Here is a 16252-nt window from a genome sequence, read left to right on the forward strand (position 1 = left end):
GGGTTTTGTGTTCATTTACAATTCTCCTTTTGTTATATATAATCTTTAAGATCAATCGTGTAATAAAAACTGTTATCATCGATAACAAAAAGCGTTGTGATATGATCTATGATATCATCTTCTTCCATGTAACTATCTCAATTTCAACGGATGTTAAATCGATTTATAGCAAAATTTGTTGCTGCGCATCTGAAATGCTGTTTAAAACATTATACCATAGCAGTCAGGTTAAAACAATATGCCAAATTCAATGAAAGTAATTTACGTGAAAGCTCAAACTTGTTGTATTATTTATATATGTTTACTTATCATTTCTCTTGCCGTCAATTCAACTATATAGTTATTGATTTGGAAGAAGCCGATGATAATCCTTATATCGGTCAGCATTGGCAGCAAACTAATACGTAGTAGACCAACAGCCGTCCTCCCCATTACGGGGAGGAAAACATACAGTTCACGGCTGCCATTTGAATGATAGAAATAATAATCAGCATCTATTGAATATCACACAACATAGGTAGATGCATACCCAGCGAAGAAGTAACGGCATCCAACTCCAGTGATGCGTTCAACGTATTCACATAATTCTCTCAGATTACAATTCTAAAGAATCATTCTTCTTCGTTATCATTAGGAACGAAAATAGTCAGACATTCGCCATGACGTAATCGCACTTGCCGTTGAGGCTGTGTGCGTCATGGTAGAAAGTGTTTGCCGCGTCGCCCGACTTGAAAACGCCTGTCAGACCATGTACAGCCATATTCATAAGACAGAGCTGAGCGGTGTACTCAACTTTTTCCTGTTCGTAGAAGGTCATGGCACTGTTAGCGTGCATACCTGCTGCGTTTACGAAGTCACCGCATTGGATGAACATACCGCCGCTTCCGCAGGCAGGATCGCATATAAGGTCATCGGGAGTAGGAGCGACAAGCTCCACCATCATCTCACGGATATGTTTGGGAGTACGGAACTGACCGTTCTGACCTGCTGTGCTGAGCTTGCCCAGCATATACTCATAGAGGTCACCCTGCATATCGAGGTCAGCGATGTCGTGCTCATAGAGGTCGTCCAGACCTGTGATTATCTTCTGGAGGACCTGCGGATTGGGGATAACGAACACAGCGCTGTCCATATAGCGCGAGAAAGCGGTCTGAACCTGCTCCTCGTTGCCACGGTCGGGTATCTCGATAAGCTCGCCCCTGTCATCGAAGTCAGGGAGCTTGCCGTACTTCATCTTTTTCACCGCAGGGAATACACGCTGGGAAATGAGGTCGAATATCTCGCGGGAGTCTCTGTCCTTGAACTTGCTCCATCGCATAGCCTGACCTATCTCCGACTGTGGAAATATAAGGTCGGCAGTTTCGCCTGTCAGATTAGCGAATTCTTCGTTTTCAAGCTCCTTTTCGTCAAGGGAGCGTATGAACATAAGGTATGTGAGCTGCTCTATAACGGTGAGCGGATTTGTGATACCGCCCGCCCAAATATCGGTCCATATCTTATCTATTTTATTCTTAATGACGCCTGTTATCATTAATTATGTTTAAAATATATCAGAACAGCTCTTCCGGCACAAAGGCCGGAATTTAAGCGTTAGAAAGCAAGCTGTTCTGATTACTGGTTGTACGATACTGTGTGTTCATATCTGATTAAGCTAATTCATTCTTAATCATTCTCGTTTTTATGAGGATAGAAGACTCTCTTGAAGTCTTTGTTTTTGTTGTTATAACCTTTGCCAGATGTCCCTGTCTGAATTTGAGAATATTCATACTCAAGAATCTTATTCTTTTTTTCGATAACGAGTTCAACCGGCTTCTGTAGGACATCAGCCATTCCCTGAGCAATAGCGTAGTTGAGTTTGTTAGTTGGATGAAGCATTTTACCAGTTTCAAGGTTTGTTGTACCCACAAAAGCATGTCCATGATAATCAGAACTTTCTGTGTGCTTTTTGTGATTTCCTATAAGAATCTGATGTTCTTCTTTGAGTGGTTCCATGACCTGATCGATTATCTCCATTGACGTTTCAGCATCAGGAGCTGTCTCTCTCAGGAAAGACATCATGAAGTGAATAAACTGATTCTTACCGTCATTTCCGTGATATTTAGCCAAAGACTCAAACTGTTCCTTTGCTGTTTCCGGATCATAACAGTCCACACCATATCCTCTCAATCCAACGCAGTATTCGTTCGATGGATACTTTGTAGCATTCTTAACATAATCCTCACCGCCATCTGCGTGAGTGATTACTTTGATGATATCAATTTTCTTTCCCATAACTTTTTTACTTCCTCCTTAGCTTTATTGACCATTTCAACGTTTCCGGTTTCTGCACCTTCTATGCTGAGGTTGATGATAGTTTGCGTTTTAGCAAGTAGTAACGGAAAATTTTTATCATCACTATTCTTGTTTTGAAGCCTGTGAATGGCTTCTTTCGAGAATGTAATTTTCTTCTCCTTAGCAACTCGCTCGATATCTGCGATCGTATCGTTCGGAATCCTCAGAGTCTTTGGACTTGTTCCATTTTTCATGAGTTTAACCTCCAGTTAATTTAAATTCAAGAATGATGTCAAATGGTTAAGAAGTATCGAAATCTACTACACAACAGGTTTGGTTCTTCTTGATCTTGTTATTCTGGTTTATATAATATATTAAATACGCGTATGCGTACATGCACACGTGTGTGCGTATGCAAATAAATATATTTATATATAAATTATATTAAATATATTATTTATAATAATTAGATTATTTAGAATAAATAAAATAAAATAATTGCAGGTAATAAAGTACATTTGTCATACATTCTTACTGCATAGTATAAATTCAGAAAAAAATACCCTCCCGAACAATCGAGAGGATAGAAGCATATTCAGAAAAACGAAAGCTGATTATTGATCCAGCTGAACTGCTCTGCTGGGTGGATAGTTTCACCTTCATGGAGCGTTCCGACAAGGAACGGAGAGTTAGGATCATGCAGACGAATATTCCGTCTTACGTTCTCTCTGTTGGAATTAGCGTAGCAGTAATGGCAGAGATGAGCGCAGGTATCATAAGCGCTGATATCAGTACCAAGTACGCAGTTGCATTCCGCTCGCTGCGATTTCTTTTTCGGGATATCAAGAAAACAACCGATTGCCGCTTCAAAAGTCTCCTGAGTCATGCAGCCGTTGCAGTCAACGCCGTATGGTGTAAGGTCCTTTCCCTCAGCACAAGCTTTTATCGTTATACCATAACGCTGGCCGATTTCTGCGTAAGCCTTTCCAATTGCCATACGCTCCTGTGGAGTTACTGTTTTTGCCTGTGGGAAGTTACGAATGACTTTCTCATAGAGATCAATAAAACTGATAACACACACTTCTGTATAACCAGAAAGAGTTCTGCACATTGTCTCGAAGTCTGATATGTGGCGTTCCAGAGTATATGTACCGTCGATGAATATCGGATCGTATCTCCAGCCGATACAGTTGACTCCGACAGCCTTAGACAATGTTATAAAGTCCTGCATGACCCGCTCCTTCTCTGGAACATTTGGTTCAATGTCCTTTCCGTAGGGAGTTATGGTAACGAACCAGTATTGATGAAAGCGTTTCAGCTCGTCAATATGCTTCAGCATCGGAGCAGGGTTCTTAGTACAGAAAGCTATACAGTCCACGACATCAGGATCAAGCTCATATCGTGTAATCCAGTCCTGACGATATGGATTTCGCACAAGCACATAGCCTTCGCGTATCCTGTTCATGAACCAGTCAGAGTAAAATGCGGGGATATCAGTCCGCATACCTGTGTTTATTATCATTTTTCTTTCTCTTTTCTCAGGCAGTGGTATTAAAATATCACTGCTTTTTTGTTTTATACCGCTTAGCCGCCCATTATGGGCGGAACAATAATGCCGAAGCATGAATGATTTAATCTTCTATACGCAATCATACCATAAATTCCTCTATTATTCAAGCACTTAACAGCCAGATTCAAGGCTTTTCCGAGAATTTCAAAATTTCATATATATATGATTACTATGTAATCGATTATTTCAAAAAAAACTTTTGGACGTGATCGGCTGTATTTCCGGTTTTTTTGATTTTTCATATATATATTATTAATATGAATACATAGCACAGGTATTCGAGAATAATGTAAAGGAGGATCAAAAAATGCCAGACAACAACCGCTATCTGACCTGCGGAGTTGACAGCACTATACCGCTTGAAATCCAGCTGTTTCTGTGGGAATGCGTAGAGCGTATGCCTGCTCCGAAGGACTATTTGCAGGTGTTCGATTTAGAGCAGGTCGGCTGTATGCAGTCTATAACTCACAGGTCAGAAGAACCGGAATATCACAGAGTATACCTGCTCCCATCTGATAGTCCTATCACGGAAAAACTATACATAATCGACGATGGCGACCACAGCACCATGTTGCTTGCAAGTGAATACTGAACATTTATACCGCTCCTTCGGGAGCGGCTTTTCTGTTATAACTGTTTTCTGTAGGTGATCACTATGGATATACTTGACGAGCTTGCGGAGAAGTTTGCTCTGACGCTGGATTCCCAGCTCTGTAATGATAGCAATTATCTGAAATCAACGGCACTGTTACACGAATTCTCAGAAGGTCTGTCAGCTGAACAGTCCGCAGAACTTGACGATATTGCAGCAGGTCTGACGTCTGCTTCGTTCAATGCAGGAGTTCGCTCCGGTCTGAAACTTGGAGCAAGAATAGCTGTCGGGTTAATCGGCGGCTACAAATGAACATAAACCAAACAGCCGTCCTTCGGAACGGCTTCACTATTTTATGGAGGTCTAAAAATGGAAGAAAACAAACTTTACTGCTCTCACTGCGGAGCACTTATCGAGGACGACGACTACGAAGAGGTGAATGGTGAGATTGTCTGCACAGATTGTTATGAGCATCACACCACGACTTGCGAAAGGTGCGGCAGCACTATCTGGACTGACGATAGTTACGGCGACGAGTATAACACACTCTGCCGTCACTGTTATGAAAATCACTATACTCGCTGCTCCTGCTGTGATGCGCTTCTTCATGAAGATGATGCCTATCACCTTGACGGATATGACTACTGCTCCGAATGCTACCACGATGAGGTCGATAAATCTCATAGTATCCATGATTATGGCTACAAGCCTGAACCTATTTTCTATGGAGATAGTTCACGATATTTCGGCGTAGAGCTTGAAATTGACGGAGCAGGAAAGGACAGTGATAACGCTGATGAGATACTTTCAATTGCAAACAAGGAAAATGAGCATATCTACATAAAGGGGGACGGATCTCTTGATGACGGTATGGAGCTTGTAAGCCACCCCGCAAGTCTTGAATATCACAAGCAATTCCAGTGGGACGAGATAATGAAAAAGGCTATATCACTGGGATATCGTTCGCATCAGACTTCAACCTGCGGACTTCATATCCATGTCAACAGAGAGAGCCTTGGAGAGACACGGGAGGAGCAGGATGAGGTTATCAGCAGAATACTTTACTTCGTGGAGCATCACTGGAACGAACTTCTGAAATTCTCTCGTCGTTCTGAGTACAGTATGAATCGCTGGGCAGCTCGTTACGGATATGAGCATTCACCGAAGGCAATCCTTGACAAAGCCAAGAAGGGAAACAACGGCAGGTATGCTGCTGTCAATCTTATGAACTACGCAACGATAGAGTTCAGAATGTTTCGTGGTACACTCAAATACAATACCTTTATTGCTGCTCTCCAGTTGGTGAACATGATATGTGATGTGGCAGTATACAGCTCAGATGACGGTATTGCTAAAATATCGTGGAGCGACTTTGTTGCAGGTATCACTGAACCTGAGCTGATACAGTACCTGAAAGAACGGCAGCTGTATGTCAACGATGCAGTCAACACCAGTTATGATATCTGAGGAGGTCAAAAATGAAAAAAAATACGATGATTAGAAGGATACGGCGAGCTCCTTCGCCGTTTCTGAAAAACAATCCCTTGCTTGAAATACTGAAGTATGTTGCCGTAATAGTCGGCAGCTACGCTCTTTCAAAGCTGGAGGAGTTCATAAACAAACATGAAGATACTATCGAAAAATAAGGAGGAATGAAATATGTGTTCACTGTTTGGTTGGCTCGATTATCAGGGCATTATCCCTCATAAAGTTTTACGCAAGCTCACACAGGCTCTTGCAAACGCTGCTGAGGAGAGAGGAACGGACGCTGCCGGTATCAGCTACGTTCACGGCAAGGATGTAGTGATTTTCAAGCGTCCGAAGCCTGCACACAAGCTGCATTTCAGCATACCTGAGAGAACTGTGGCGGTCATGGGACATACCCGTATGACCACTCAGGGCGACGAAAAGCACAATTACAACAACCACCCCTTCCCCGGTGTTGCCGGGGAAACTTCTTTTGCTTTCGCTCATAATGGAGTGTTGTGGAATGATAAGGAGTTGAGGAAGGAGAAACAGCTTCCCGATACTCACATTGAGACTGACAGCTACATTGCAGTACAGCTCCTCCAGCAGTGTGATAAGCTGGACTTTGAGTCACTCAAAGATATGGCGGAAACAGTGGAGGGCAACTTCACTTTCTCCGTTCTGGATCAAAACAACAACCTGTATATCATTAAGGGTTCAAACCCCATGTGCCTGCTCCACTTTTCTGCATTTGGACTATACGTCTATGCTTCCACAGAGTCGATAATGAAGAATGCCTTGAAGCGTGTGGGACTTCATAAATTCGCATACGAACGTGTCCAGACTGATGAGGGCGATATTCTGCGCATCAACAAGACCGGCGTTATCGAGAGAGCGGAGTTCGAGCCGAGATTATTCCACTCCAGATACGGTGGCTGGCATGACTGGGAAGATGAGATGTTCAGCGTACATGAGGAACTGCTGCTTGCATACTGCGGCTGCTACGGAGTGGAAAGTTCAGATGTAGAACTTTTACTGGAATATGGCTACACCTGCGATGAAATTGAAGAGATGCTTGCAGACCATGATCTGCTCAACTCAGCGCTCAGGGATGTGAAGTTCATGTGCGGTGAGGATGTCTACGAGAGCTACTGTGGCGCATTATGAGTCTCAAAATGTATACTTTAAAACACATCTCGAAAACAAGTCCAAAAGTGTACATAAAAGTCCTGTTTTGACTTTGTGGACGTCCACAAAGTAACAACCACATTTATGGACAAATTGGAGGTAATATGGATAACAGAATCTACGGTTATGCCCGGGTATGAAGAAGATAGTTGTAGCTTAATTAAGCACAAGGAGTAATAGTGAACCGACCGACGGAATTTTTGCATAAAGAATAGATGGAGCCGCAAAAGCGGCTCCATCTATTTACATCATTTTAGTACCATGTTCTGAAAATACTATTATTCTGGCGCGGCGGACAGAAATAGTTCCTTAAACCGAGCAATGAACGGATAACAGCGATTATTCTCTCATTATACCTGTTATATGTATTCCTTATTATCGTATTTATATAATCGGAAACCGAGAACGTATTTGTTATGGTCTTATTGTCCCCGTAATGATATACCGCAGTTATCCTGTTGGATATTGCAAATGAATCGGGAGAACAGGTAAAGCCATAATATTTTCCGTCACAGCTCATAAAATCAGCGTCAAAGGCATCTGTGTATGTTTTGCCATTGATATTGAATTCCATATAGCTGTTATTCTTTTCTTCTTCTGTAAGAGAAGTAAGGTCAAGGTAGAAATTAAAACTGATCTGTCTGCTCAGAACAATGCTCTGCGACTTGAATTCAGGAACGGGTTCAGCAGCGTATTCGCTTTGTTTTACAGTAGTGAAATTTCTCACTGTAGTATTATTATCCTTGTCTCTTCCGATAAAGGATATCACGTTTTTCTTTTCTGCTGCCTGACTTAACTTATCGGAAGGAAGCTCAAATCTTATAGAACCGTCTGAAAGTGCAAAAGTATCATAGTACAAACCGTTTACGTATACTTTCAGACTTGTTGTCTGCGGATCATTTACGGTTATCTGCATGATAAGATCTTTTTCAGGCTTGATAACAGCATCGGCAGGAGCGCTGACTGATATCGTATCATCAACAGCGTTTGGTGTCGAGATGTTCACTGCATCTGATCTGATATACGGTGAAGCGCTGTTTTCGTTATATGTGCTTGCGAGCAATGCGTCATCCGAGCTGAACTGCTCGTCAAGCCACGCTATCCTTTCGCGCATATACGATATGAATAAGTCTCTGTCGGCTATATAGCCTCTGCCGTAACCGGGCCACTGATTATTTCTGTCCCAGAGCGCACTGTCAGCAATACCCGATTCGTAAAGATATTCGCTGTCTCTTTCAAGTGTGCCATTTTCCTTTATAACGTCTTCAAGGTAAGGTCTTATCTGCCAGTATCTGTCTGTTGCTGCCGAAATAAACAGCGGATCATCAAGGAACTCTCTGTAGAAATTCTGCGGATTTTCAAACTGTGATACCTTCCAGCCTGTTGCCTCACTGCTTATTTCCTGACTTACGATTATTGAACCTGCGCCTGTGTCAAAGTCCCATGGAGGACCGAATTTAAGGAGAGAATCATGCGGTTTATAGATATATCTGCTCTTGTAGCGCGAATCGTCATTTCCCATTATCTCCATAAGCAGCCAGTAGGATACCATTGAATCAAAATCAGCAAGCTCGGTGTAATGAGTCATCTTGCCGTCTATCTCGGTATATCCGTCCTCGGAACGATAGGCGTTTTCAAAATTCTGCCAGTAATCCTGCACATAGCTCATCATTGCGTCGTTTGAAGCAAGAAATTCGGGGGATTTGAGCATTACTTTAAGTCCCGAATCTGTCATGAATTTTGATTCCTCGTCGTATTCCTCAGAGGACTCAAAAAGGTAACCGCCTGAAATGTCGCTTTCAAAGTCATAATAGTCCGATACCAGATATTCTTTTCCGTCAAAAGTAACTGTACCGCCTTCTTTTATCCATGACATATCCTCTGTCATCATATCTGTAAGCTCGTCTTTTTTGTCACCCTTTATCTTTTCCTTTTTAGCGATAGCAGAAGCGGCGTCCTTAGCTTCGCCCTCCCAGTCAAATATATCTACTCTTGCTTCTTCAATGCCTACCTGCTCGCAGAGCTGATAGTTTCCGACGTATTCACCGTTTATGACTACATCTGTCCAGACTGTCTCCATAGTGGTGAGACCGAGCTCCTTGGAAAGCTTTGAAGCACTCGTATTTCTCAGAAGGCTTTCGTCCTGATAATTTGCAAGCAGGCACCATTTTTTGCTCTTACCCATACCGTAAAAGTCGGTCTTTTTATCGAGCTTTATCTTATATGGCTTCTTTTCCCAACCCCATGTAGTATTGCCGCGGCCTTGCATAGTCATTTTGCCGTTGTAAATCGGCTCTGCTGTTTCTTCGTTGTTTTGTATGAACATTTCGGCGCACTTGGCGTCCTTTTTAAATGCAGGGACCTGACCGTCATCTGTATTGATATAAATAACGGGAAGCTTGCTGAAGTATACCTTGTCCACTGTTTCGTATCCTTCACCGTCAAATTCCTGAACTTCTATCCACTTCTCATAGAATTCTTCTGTAAGGACAAAGCTCTCAGGATCGACCTCGCTGCCGTCCGCAAGGCATCTTATCATGCTTCCTGTCGGATTATTGATCTTCAGAGTCTCTCCGACCTTTAAATATGTTTTGTCGATACTTATCTCAGTTTTTTCTGTTTCTGCTGCAAATACTGTAAGACCTTCCTGTGAAAAGAGCTGACCGCAATTACCTGCGAACATCAGATTTGTACAGGTAAGAGCTGCTGTGGTAAAGCTGAGCATTTTTTTGAGTATTCTTCGATTAGACAATTTCAATTCCTCCTTTTAAATTTAGCCGTTTCTTTTATCTGTGCATTTCAGAAAAACCATTGCTACAACATATCATCAATCCCCCTATGCAGATATATTTGCTTCTGTTTTATGTTTTGTTTGAAGCATTTACGTCCTTTTTTCTAATGACATGGTCATTATAGCATATTTTTTCTCCCCAAAGCAGAAAATTACAGATTTGTAATCGGCAAATAAAAAAGCACATGATAAACGAAAAAAGCTCCGCATTGCGGAGCTTTCAGCTTGTCAATAAACCCCAAAATCGTGACAGATATCAACGAAAACGCTCTCCATCAAGCAACGTGGAGAGCGAATTTTTTGATATTCATTGCAGCAAACTTAAGCCTGACCCATTTGCGTACTTGGGAGAGGCCTCTGACGAGTGTGTAACGCATACCATGTTTTTCTTTGGCATCTGCGAAGCAGCGCTCGATCGTTTCTTTTCTCTTGTCATAGAGTTCCCGCATTCCGGTCGTATGACGGATATCTTCTGTTTGCTTCATATAATCAGACCAGATATGCTTCAAGACTGTTTTCTGATGATTTTTGCTTTTAGTACATTTTGCAAGATCCGGACAGTTTTCACATACATTTGGGCAACTCTTGAATTCTTTGTATCCTTCACGGTTCGGTGATTCTTCATAAAGAAGTATCTCATAACAGACAAACAGGCAGGCTATGAGCAGGCAGATACTTCTTTTTTGAGGTATCTGCCCTTGCTTTTTCTTTCCAGATATGCTAAAATGAATACAACACTTACCAGTGAGGTAGCATTATGAAACATATTACAATTATTGAGGACGATATAGGTTTGAATAACGGCATTGCCCTTGCAATGAAACAGGAAGATATTACATTCTTTCAGCTTTACAGGCTTGGTGATTTCCAGCCATCTGAACCGACCGACCTCATTATTCTTGATATCAATCTTCCGGACGGCAACGGCTTTGATTTCCTGCGAAAGCTACGTCAGAATTCGGATGTACCTGTTATCATTCTTACGGCAAATGATCTCGAAACTGATGAGGTCACGGGGCTGGAACTTGGTGCAGACGACTACATCACAAAGCCGTTCAGCCTGATGGTGCTTCGTGCAAGGATCGACAAGGTACTGAAAAAAGCCAACAGCTCTGCAAATAACGTCTATACCGATGATACCTACTATTTTGATTTTGATAAAATGGAGTACTCCGTGGATGGCTCATCTGCTGAACTTAGCAAAACCGAACAAAAGCTGTTAAAGCTTCTGATACAGAACAAAGGGCAGACGCTCACAAGAGATCTTCTCGTTGATCGGATATGGACGGATGGTGCAGACTATGTAGACGAAAATGCGTTGTCCGTAACAGTGGGTAGACTCCGCAAAAAACTGAACGCCGTCGACTATATTCAGACCGTTTACGGTATCGGATATGCGTGGAGGGTTAAATGATGTTCACGGACAAAAAGCTGCTTGCCCGTCTTGATAAAATGCTGGAGGACGGCATAAACGGGACGTTTTCAGAATCCGACTATGACGAGACACAGATCTCAAAGTTGGAATCAAAATGGCTTCGATATCTTACTTCTTCAAAGCTATCCGCACAGAAAACAGAGCAGGAACGGGAAAAGCTGCAAGAACTGGTCTCAGATATTTCTCATCAGACCAAGACACCGCTTTCCAATATTCTGCTGTACACACAGCTTTTGCAGGAGCAGGACATTGACAGACAGAGCCGACAGCTTGTAGATGAGATTCGACAGCAATCGGAAAAGCTCGAATTCCTGATACGATCCCTTGTGAAGACCTCTCGTCTGGAAACCGGTACATTTCAGCTTGCACCGTTGGAAAACAACATTGACAGAGTGATTGAATCGGTGATCGAACAGGTCACTCCCAAAGCTGACAGCAAGCAGATACAGATACGCTATTCCCCTGAAAGCTATACCGCAAAATTTGACATCAAATGGACGCAGGAGGCACTTTTTAATATTCTGGATAATGCGGTGAAATACTCTCCCCGAAACAGCGTGATAAAAATAACAGTCGATGCCTATGAAATGTTCGCTTGTGTCTCCGTTGCAGATCAGGGGATAGGTATACCGGCGGAGGAATTGCCGTGCATTTTCAGGAGATTTTACCGTGGTCAGAATGTCAGGAAACAGAACGGCGTGGGTATCGGTCTATATCTAAGCCGTCAGATCATAGAAGGACAAGGCGGCTATATTACGGCGGAATCGACACCTGAACAGGGTTCGGTATTCAAAATGTTTCTGCCAAGATGAATTCTGTCAAAACTGTTAGATTTCAGACAGATTCTCGAAAGAATCTTATGCTATGATAAGTGCAGTGAAAGAAATTCACTGCATTTTTTGTGAGGTGATACAATGGAAGTATTGAAAACAGAAGCATTGACCAAAATCTACGGCGAGGGTGAGAGCAAAGTCACGGCGCTCGACAATGCAAATTTGAGCGTCAGACAGGGCGAATTTGCAGCGATCGTCGGAACATCAGGCAGCGGTAAATCGACGCTCCTGCATATGCTCGGCGGACTTGACAGACCGACATCAGGAAAGGTGTATGTGGAAGGTAAGGACATTTTTACGTTGAAAGATGAAGCACTTACCATATTTCGCAGACGCAAGATCGGTTTTGTGTTCCAGTCGTTCAACCTTGTACCGACACTGAATGTTTATGAAAACATCGTGTTCCCCATACAGCTTGACGGCAATGACGTTGACGATAAATTTGTGAACGAGGTGATCGGGACACTCGGTCTTGCCGATATGCAGAATCGTCTGCCGAATCAGCTTTCGGGCGGCCAGCAGCAGCGTGCAGCTATTGCAAGAGCGTTAGCCACAAAGCCTGCGATCATCCTTGCGGACGAGCCGACCGGAAACCTAGACAGCAAGACATCTCAAGACGTTCTCAGCCTGCTGAAAGTCACCGGACAGAAATTCAGCCAGACGATTGTAATGATAACCCATAACGAAGCGATTGCACAGATGACTGACAGAATTATCCGCATCGAGGACGGTCATATCATCAAGGGCGGTGAGCCGAATGACTAAGGTTAACAACAGAAAGGTCATTGACCGCTTTTCGTTCCGTGAGTTGAAAGCCAATCGCAAGATGAATTTCGTGATCATACTCTCTATCGTTCTGACCTGTATCCTGTTCACGGCTCTGGCATCTATCGGCGGCAGTCTGATAAACGGCACACAGCAGGAAACCATGCGTCAGGTCGGCGTTGACAGAATGGCGGGACTGAAATTCGTCCTGCCGGAAGATTACGAAAAAGTACGCAGTGACAGCGCGACACGCGACGTCGTGTACCGCATCATCGTCGGCGATGCCGTTAATAACGAGTTCAGGAACTTTTCCGTCGAGATCAATTATGCAGGCGATGAGGATACGGCAATTTCTCAATTCTGCGATCCGACGACGGGAAGGCTCCCCGAAGGCTATGATGAAATAGCAGTCAGTACGCTTGTACTTGATGCACTGGGGCTTCCTCATGAATTGGGAACGGTCGTACCTATCATACTGAATGTGGACGGTGAAGTATCGGAGCATGAATTCAAATTGTGCGGATACTGGAAAGGCGAAAAAGTCGCAATGGCGCAGGAATGTTGGGTATCAAAAGCCTTTGCGGACAAATATGCCCCTACTCTGACAGAGCGATTCAACACGCTGGAACACCCAGTCTATGCAGGCTACTGGCAGGTGGATTTCAACTATACAAACAGCTGGGACATCGAGGGGAAGACTGATGCTCTGATAAGCAGACTTTATGACAACAGAGAAAACGCACCCGATGTCGGCATCAACTGGGCATACACCACGAGCAGCGTTGACGGCGATATGATCATGGGCTGTATCATGATGGTACTTGTAATCTTTGCGGCAGGCTATCTTATCATATATAATGTTTTCTATATCAATATCTCGGCAAATATCCGCAGCTACGGTCTGCTCAAAACGATCGGCACAACCTCAAAACAGATACGGAGAATGGTGAGAACGCAGGCGGTGGCATATTGTGCGGCAGGTATACCGCTGGGGCTTATTATCGGCGTATTTTCAGGCAAATTCCTGTTTCAGGCTATTGCGGCTTCCATGATCGTCTACTCGACGGCGAGCTATACGATCAACGCAAAGCTGCTCGCAATGATATGTCTGGCTTCAGCGGCTTTTACTTTTCTGACAGTTATGATAAGCTGCCGCAAGCCCTGCAGGATCGCGGGAAGCGTTTCTCCGATTGAAGCACTCAGATACAACGAAACAAATATACATACAAAGAAAAGAGAAAAGAAGACAAGAAAGGTGTCTTCTCTTTCGGTTGCAAGAAACAATATGTTGCGCAGCAGAAAGAAGACCGTCATAGTCGTGTTGTCGCTGACGCTGGGTATGGTGCTTGTAAATACGCTGTTTACGGTGCTCAAAGGTATCGACATGGATAAATACGTAAGATCGCTCATCGTCGGGGACTTTGTTATTATGCACGATAAAGTTTCGAGAAACGGCGATCAAAACGCAATGATAACCCCCGACCAGCTTGAATATCTGAATACCATCGACGGCGTCAGAGAGGTAAGTCCGATATACTTCCGGAGTGGAAAGCTCTCATTTCATGATGAGCCGCTCGTAAGGCTGAAAACCCTCTGCGATCAATATGCCGATACAGACAAGTATGGATCATTAGCGAACGCAAAGGAGAACAACTCCATTCCTACGGATATATACGGCATCACTGACGATGTGCTGAACGTGCTTGAACCGACAGAGGGTAAGATCGACCCGACAAAATGGCAGAGTGGGAAATATGCCATTGTCAATACCTATTACCTCGATGCGGAGGACGAAAAGGGCGAGCTGCTTTATTCTGTCGGCGATACGCTGACCCTCAGTTCAATGAAAGGCATGGACGAGGATATATCAAAGGATTTTGAGGTCATGGCACTTTGCGAAATGCCTTATGCTATCTGTACGCAAAGCTACTACCTATTCGGCGGACAGGTCATCATACCCGAAAGCGCGTATCTTGAAATGACCGATAACCGCAATGCCATGTCGGTCATGATGAATGCCGATGAAAACCGCTTTGACGATGTAGACACACAGATACGCTATATGACAGACAGAAGTGATTCCCAGGTCATAGTAAAAAGCAAGCAGACCTATCTGGACGAGTTCAGCGATCTTATAAAGATGATAAAGCTGGTCGGCGGCACGCTTTCGGGTATCCTTGCACTTATCGGGATACTGAACTTCGTCAATGCGGTAGTGACAGGTATAATATCCCGAAAAAGAGAGCTTGCCATGATGAACGCAGTCGGCATGACGAGCAGTCAGTTAAAGAAAATGCTCATGTGGGAGAGCATTCACTATGCTGCACTGACAGCGACAGGCACGTTCATTATAGGTTTCCTGCTTGACAATGTTATTTTGAAAAACATAACCGAAGACCTGATCTTTTACACATACCAGTTAACATTTATGCCGATACTTATTTGTGTTACAGTATTGCTTTTGTTATCGGCGGTGATACCGAATATTGCCTATCGGTTGATCTGCCGTGAAAGCGTTGTGGACAGACTGAGAGAAAACTAAATAAGCCGATACAACGCAGGCTGTCACTTTTTGGAGTGATCGCCTGTGTTGTATTATATGTATACGTTCCTTTTATAACCGCAATCCGCAGTTATGATTATCATTTGTGATTGCTTAATAGGCGTTCATCATTCAAGGTTGTCCTTCTTCATCTGCTGTTTGCGTTTCTTCTCCTGATACTGCCTGTTACGCTCCTGCTGTTCCTTGTTTTGAAGGTAGTTACGCATCTGTCGGGTGTACTTTTTCGCCGTGTCACGCTTAGTGACAAAGGCATTATGCTCAGACACCAGATCGTTGTATTTCTTTTTCAGCTTGGTGGACTTCACCTGCAAATCGTCCAGCTTAGGCGGTTTGCCCTTGATGCCCTGATTTCTGCCCACGGATCTTCTTTCTTTTCTGGTGTTTTACTCTCGGTCGGTTCAGGCGCAGGCGGTGGAGTTTCAGGCTTATCATACAGCGATGCAAGAAATTCCTCCGCTGTAATAACTGTCCTGTCGGTATCGGGCTTTGGAGTAGTCGGCGGTGTGATTGTGGGTGTAGATGTAGGCGCTTGTGAGATGCCCTTTTCCTGCATTTTTGAGCGAATGAGATCAGAGATAAGGTGTCCGGGTTCTGACGGTGGTGTTGTCGGTACGGTGACTGTCTGTGTCGGCTTCGGCTCAGGCTTGGGAACAGCAACAGGCTTCGGCGGTTCGATAAGCAGTATTATGAAAGAAGAAAGGCTGTGTAGAGCCAAACTCTGCACAACCTTTCAATTAAAACCTGAGATAGTTCTTTATGTGTACTCGCCTTTATCTT

16 protein-coding genes and 1 pseudogene are annotated in these 16252 nt (G+C 43.6%); 10 read left to right on the forward strand and 7 right to left on the reverse strand.

Translation table 11 applies throughout. The annotated features are described in order from the left end of the window. Nucleotides 1-652: 652 nt before the first annotated feature. The 4 genes and pseudogenes from Q0R37_RS10850 to Q0R37_RS10865 all read right to left on the reverse strand — a co-directional run. A pseudogene (locus Q0R37_RS10850) lies at nucleotides 653-1531 on the reverse strand (N-6 DNA methylase); the annotation flags it as partial. 131 nt (nucleotides 1532-1662) lie between these two features. After that, entirely contained in the window at nucleotides 1663-2271 is a 609-nt protein-coding gene (locus Q0R37_RS10855) for a relaxase/mobilization nuclease domain-containing protein (RefSeq protein WP_294754365.1), read from the reverse strand. Then, the gene (locus tag Q0R37_RS10860; RefSeq protein WP_294754368.1) at nucleotides 2241-2525 is read right to left on the reverse strand and encodes a hypothetical protein; all 285 of its coding nucleotides are present in this window, start codon (nucleotides 2523-2525) and stop codon (nucleotides 2241-2243) included. The genes Q0R37_RS10855 and Q0R37_RS10860 overlap by 31 nt, the downstream gene beginning before the upstream one ends. A 341-nt stretch (nucleotides 2526-2866) precedes the next feature. Beyond that, on the reverse strand, nucleotides 2867-3793 hold the full coding sequence (locus Q0R37_RS10865) for a DUF1848 domain-containing protein (protein ID WP_294754370.1): 927 nt from the start codon (nucleotides 3791-3793) through the stop codon (nucleotides 2867-2869). A gap of 355 nt (nucleotides 3794-4148) precedes the next feature. Between Q0R37_RS10865 and Q0R37_RS10870 the strand changes: the two genes are divergently transcribed. The 5 genes from Q0R37_RS10870 (at nucleotide 4149) to Q0R37_RS10890 (ending at nucleotide 7067) form a co-directional block, all read left to right on the forward strand. After that, on the forward strand, nucleotides 4149-4433 hold the full coding sequence (locus Q0R37_RS10870; protein ID WP_294754371.1) for a DUF960 domain-containing protein: 285 nt from the start codon (nucleotides 4149-4151) through the stop codon (nucleotides 4431-4433). 63 nt (nucleotides 4434-4496) lie between these two features. Continuing rightward, entirely contained in the window at nucleotides 4497-4745 is a 249-nt protein-coding gene (locus tag Q0R37_RS10875; protein WP_294754373.1) for a hypothetical protein, read from the forward strand. A gap of 57 nt (nucleotides 4746-4802) precedes the next feature. Beyond that, nucleotides 4803-5900: an amidoligase family protein gene (locus Q0R37_RS10880; RefSeq protein ID WP_294754375.1), complete on the forward strand. Its 1098-nt coding sequence runs from the start codon at nucleotides 4803-4805 to the stop codon at nucleotides 5898-5900. 11 nt (nucleotides 5901-5911) lie between these two features. Beyond that, on the forward strand, nucleotides 5912-6079 hold the full coding sequence (locus Q0R37_RS10885; protein WP_294754376.1) for a hypothetical protein: 168 nt from the start codon (nucleotides 5912-5914) through the stop codon (nucleotides 6077-6079). Nucleotides 6080-6092: 13 nt separating this feature from the next. After that, a complete protein-coding gene (locus Q0R37_RS10890; protein ID WP_294754378.1) occupies nucleotides 6093-7067 on the forward strand; it encodes a class II glutamine amidotransferase in 975 nt (324 codons plus the stop codon). 274 nt (nucleotides 7068-7341) lie between these two features. On the opposite strand, the gene Q0R37_RS10895 is transcribed toward Q0R37_RS10890, so the two are convergent. Further along, nucleotides 7342-9840, reverse strand: a complete 2499-nt coding sequence (locus Q0R37_RS10895; RefSeq protein WP_294754380.1) for a CotH kinase family protein — start codon at nucleotides 9838-9840, stop codon at nucleotides 7342-7344. A gap of 314 nt (nucleotides 9841-10154) precedes the next feature. Further along, on the reverse strand, nucleotides 10155-10610 hold the full coding sequence (locus Q0R37_RS10900; RefSeq protein ID WP_366517420.1) for a transposase: 456 nt from the start codon (nucleotides 10608-10610) through the stop codon (nucleotides 10155-10157). A 26-nt stretch (nucleotides 10611-10636) separates the two neighbouring features. On the opposite strand from Q0R37_RS10900, the gene Q0R37_RS10905 reads away from it, so the two are divergent. The 4 genes from Q0R37_RS10905 (at nucleotide 10637) to Q0R37_RS10920 (ending at nucleotide 15454) form a co-directional block, all read left to right on the forward strand. Then, on the forward strand, nucleotides 10637-11293 hold the full coding sequence (locus Q0R37_RS10905) for a response regulator transcription factor (RefSeq protein ID WP_294754382.1): 657 nt from the start codon (nucleotides 10637-10639) through the stop codon (nucleotides 11291-11293). Beyond that, the gene (locus Q0R37_RS10910) at nucleotides 11290-12126 is read left to right on the forward strand and encodes a HAMP domain-containing sensor histidine kinase (protein ID WP_294754384.1); all 837 of its coding nucleotides are present in this window, start codon (nucleotides 11290-11292) and stop codon (nucleotides 12124-12126) included. The genes Q0R37_RS10905 and Q0R37_RS10910 overlap by 4 nt, the downstream gene beginning before the upstream one ends. A gap of 102 nt (nucleotides 12127-12228) precedes the next feature. Further along, entirely contained in the window at nucleotides 12229-12912 is a 684-nt protein-coding gene (locus tag Q0R37_RS10915) for an ABC transporter ATP-binding protein (protein WP_294754385.1), read from the forward strand. Continuing rightward, nucleotides 12905-15454 carry an ABC transporter permease gene (locus Q0R37_RS10920; RefSeq protein ID WP_294754387.1) on the forward strand — a complete coding sequence of 850 codons (2550 nt, stop codon included), beginning with the start codon at nucleotides 12905-12907 and terminating at the stop codon, nucleotides 15452-15454. Before Q0R37_RS10915 ends, Q0R37_RS10920 begins: the two co-directional genes overlap by 8 nt. Before the next feature lie 128 nt (nucleotides 15455-15582). Here Q0R37_RS10920 and Q0R37_RS10925 read toward each other — a convergent pair whose 3' ends face one another. Next, nucleotides 15583-15834 carry a hypothetical protein gene (locus tag Q0R37_RS10925; protein ID WP_294754389.1) on the reverse strand — a complete coding sequence of 84 codons (252 nt, stop codon included), beginning with the start codon at nucleotides 15832-15834 and terminating at the stop codon, nucleotides 15583-15585. A 150-nt stretch (nucleotides 15835-15984) separates the two neighbouring features. On the opposite strand from Q0R37_RS10925, the gene Q0R37_RS10930 reads away from it, so the two are divergent. Next, nucleotides 15985-16252 (forward strand): hypothetical protein (locus tag Q0R37_RS10930; protein ID WP_294754391.1); only part of this gene is annotated, 268 nt, incomplete at its 3' end.

Origin of the sequence: uncultured Ruminococcus sp. (assembly GCF_946415235.1) — a bacterium.
Taxonomy (GTDB): domain Bacteria; phylum Bacillota; class Clostridia; order Oscillospirales; family Ruminococcaceae; genus Ruminococcus.

Bases quoted from the DNA above. Each gene is read 5' to 3' on its own strand.
- Q0R37_RS10855 (WP_294754365.1), bottom strand. From the start codon at position 2,271: ATGGGAAAGAAAATTGATATCATCAAAGTAATCACTCACGCAGATGGC.
- Q0R37_RS10860 (WP_294754368.1), bottom strand. From the start codon at position 2,525: ATGAAAAATGGAACAAGTCCAAAGACTCTGAGGATTCCGAACGATACG.
- Q0R37_RS10865 (WP_294754370.1), bottom strand. From the start codon at position 3,793: ATGATAATAAACACAGGTATGCGGACTGATATCCCCGCATTTTACTCT.
- Q0R37_RS10870 (WP_294754371.1), top strand. From the start codon at position 4,149: ATGCCAGACAACAACCGCTATCTGACCTGCGGAGTTGACAGCACTATA.
- Q0R37_RS10875 (WP_294754373.1), top strand. From the start codon at position 4,497: ATGGATATACTTGACGAGCTTGCGGAGAAGTTTGCTCTGACGCTGGAT.
- Q0R37_RS10880 (WP_294754375.1), top strand. From the start codon at position 4,803: ATGGAAGAAAACAAACTTTACTGCTCTCACTGCGGAGCACTTATCGAG.
- Q0R37_RS10885 (WP_294754376.1), top strand. From the start codon at position 5,912: ATGAAAAAAAATACGATGATTAGAAGGATACGGCGAGCTCCTTCGCCG.
- Q0R37_RS10890 (WP_294754378.1), top strand. From the start codon at position 6,093: ATGTGTTCACTGTTTGGTTGGCTCGATTATCAGGGCATTATCCCTCAT.
- Q0R37_RS10905 (WP_294754382.1), top strand. From the start codon at position 10,637: ATGAAACATATTACAATTATTGAGGACGATATAGGTTTGAATAACGGC.
- Q0R37_RS10910 (WP_294754384.1), top strand. From the start codon at position 11,290: ATGATGTTCACGGACAAAAAGCTGCTTGCCCGTCTTGATAAAATGCTG.
- Q0R37_RS10915 (WP_294754385.1), top strand. From the start codon at position 12,229: ATGGAAGTATTGAAAACAGAAGCATTGACCAAAATCTACGGCGAGGGT.
- Q0R37_RS10920 (WP_294754387.1), top strand. From the start codon at position 12,905: ATGACTAAGGTTAACAACAGAAAGGTCATTGACCGCTTTTCGTTCCGT.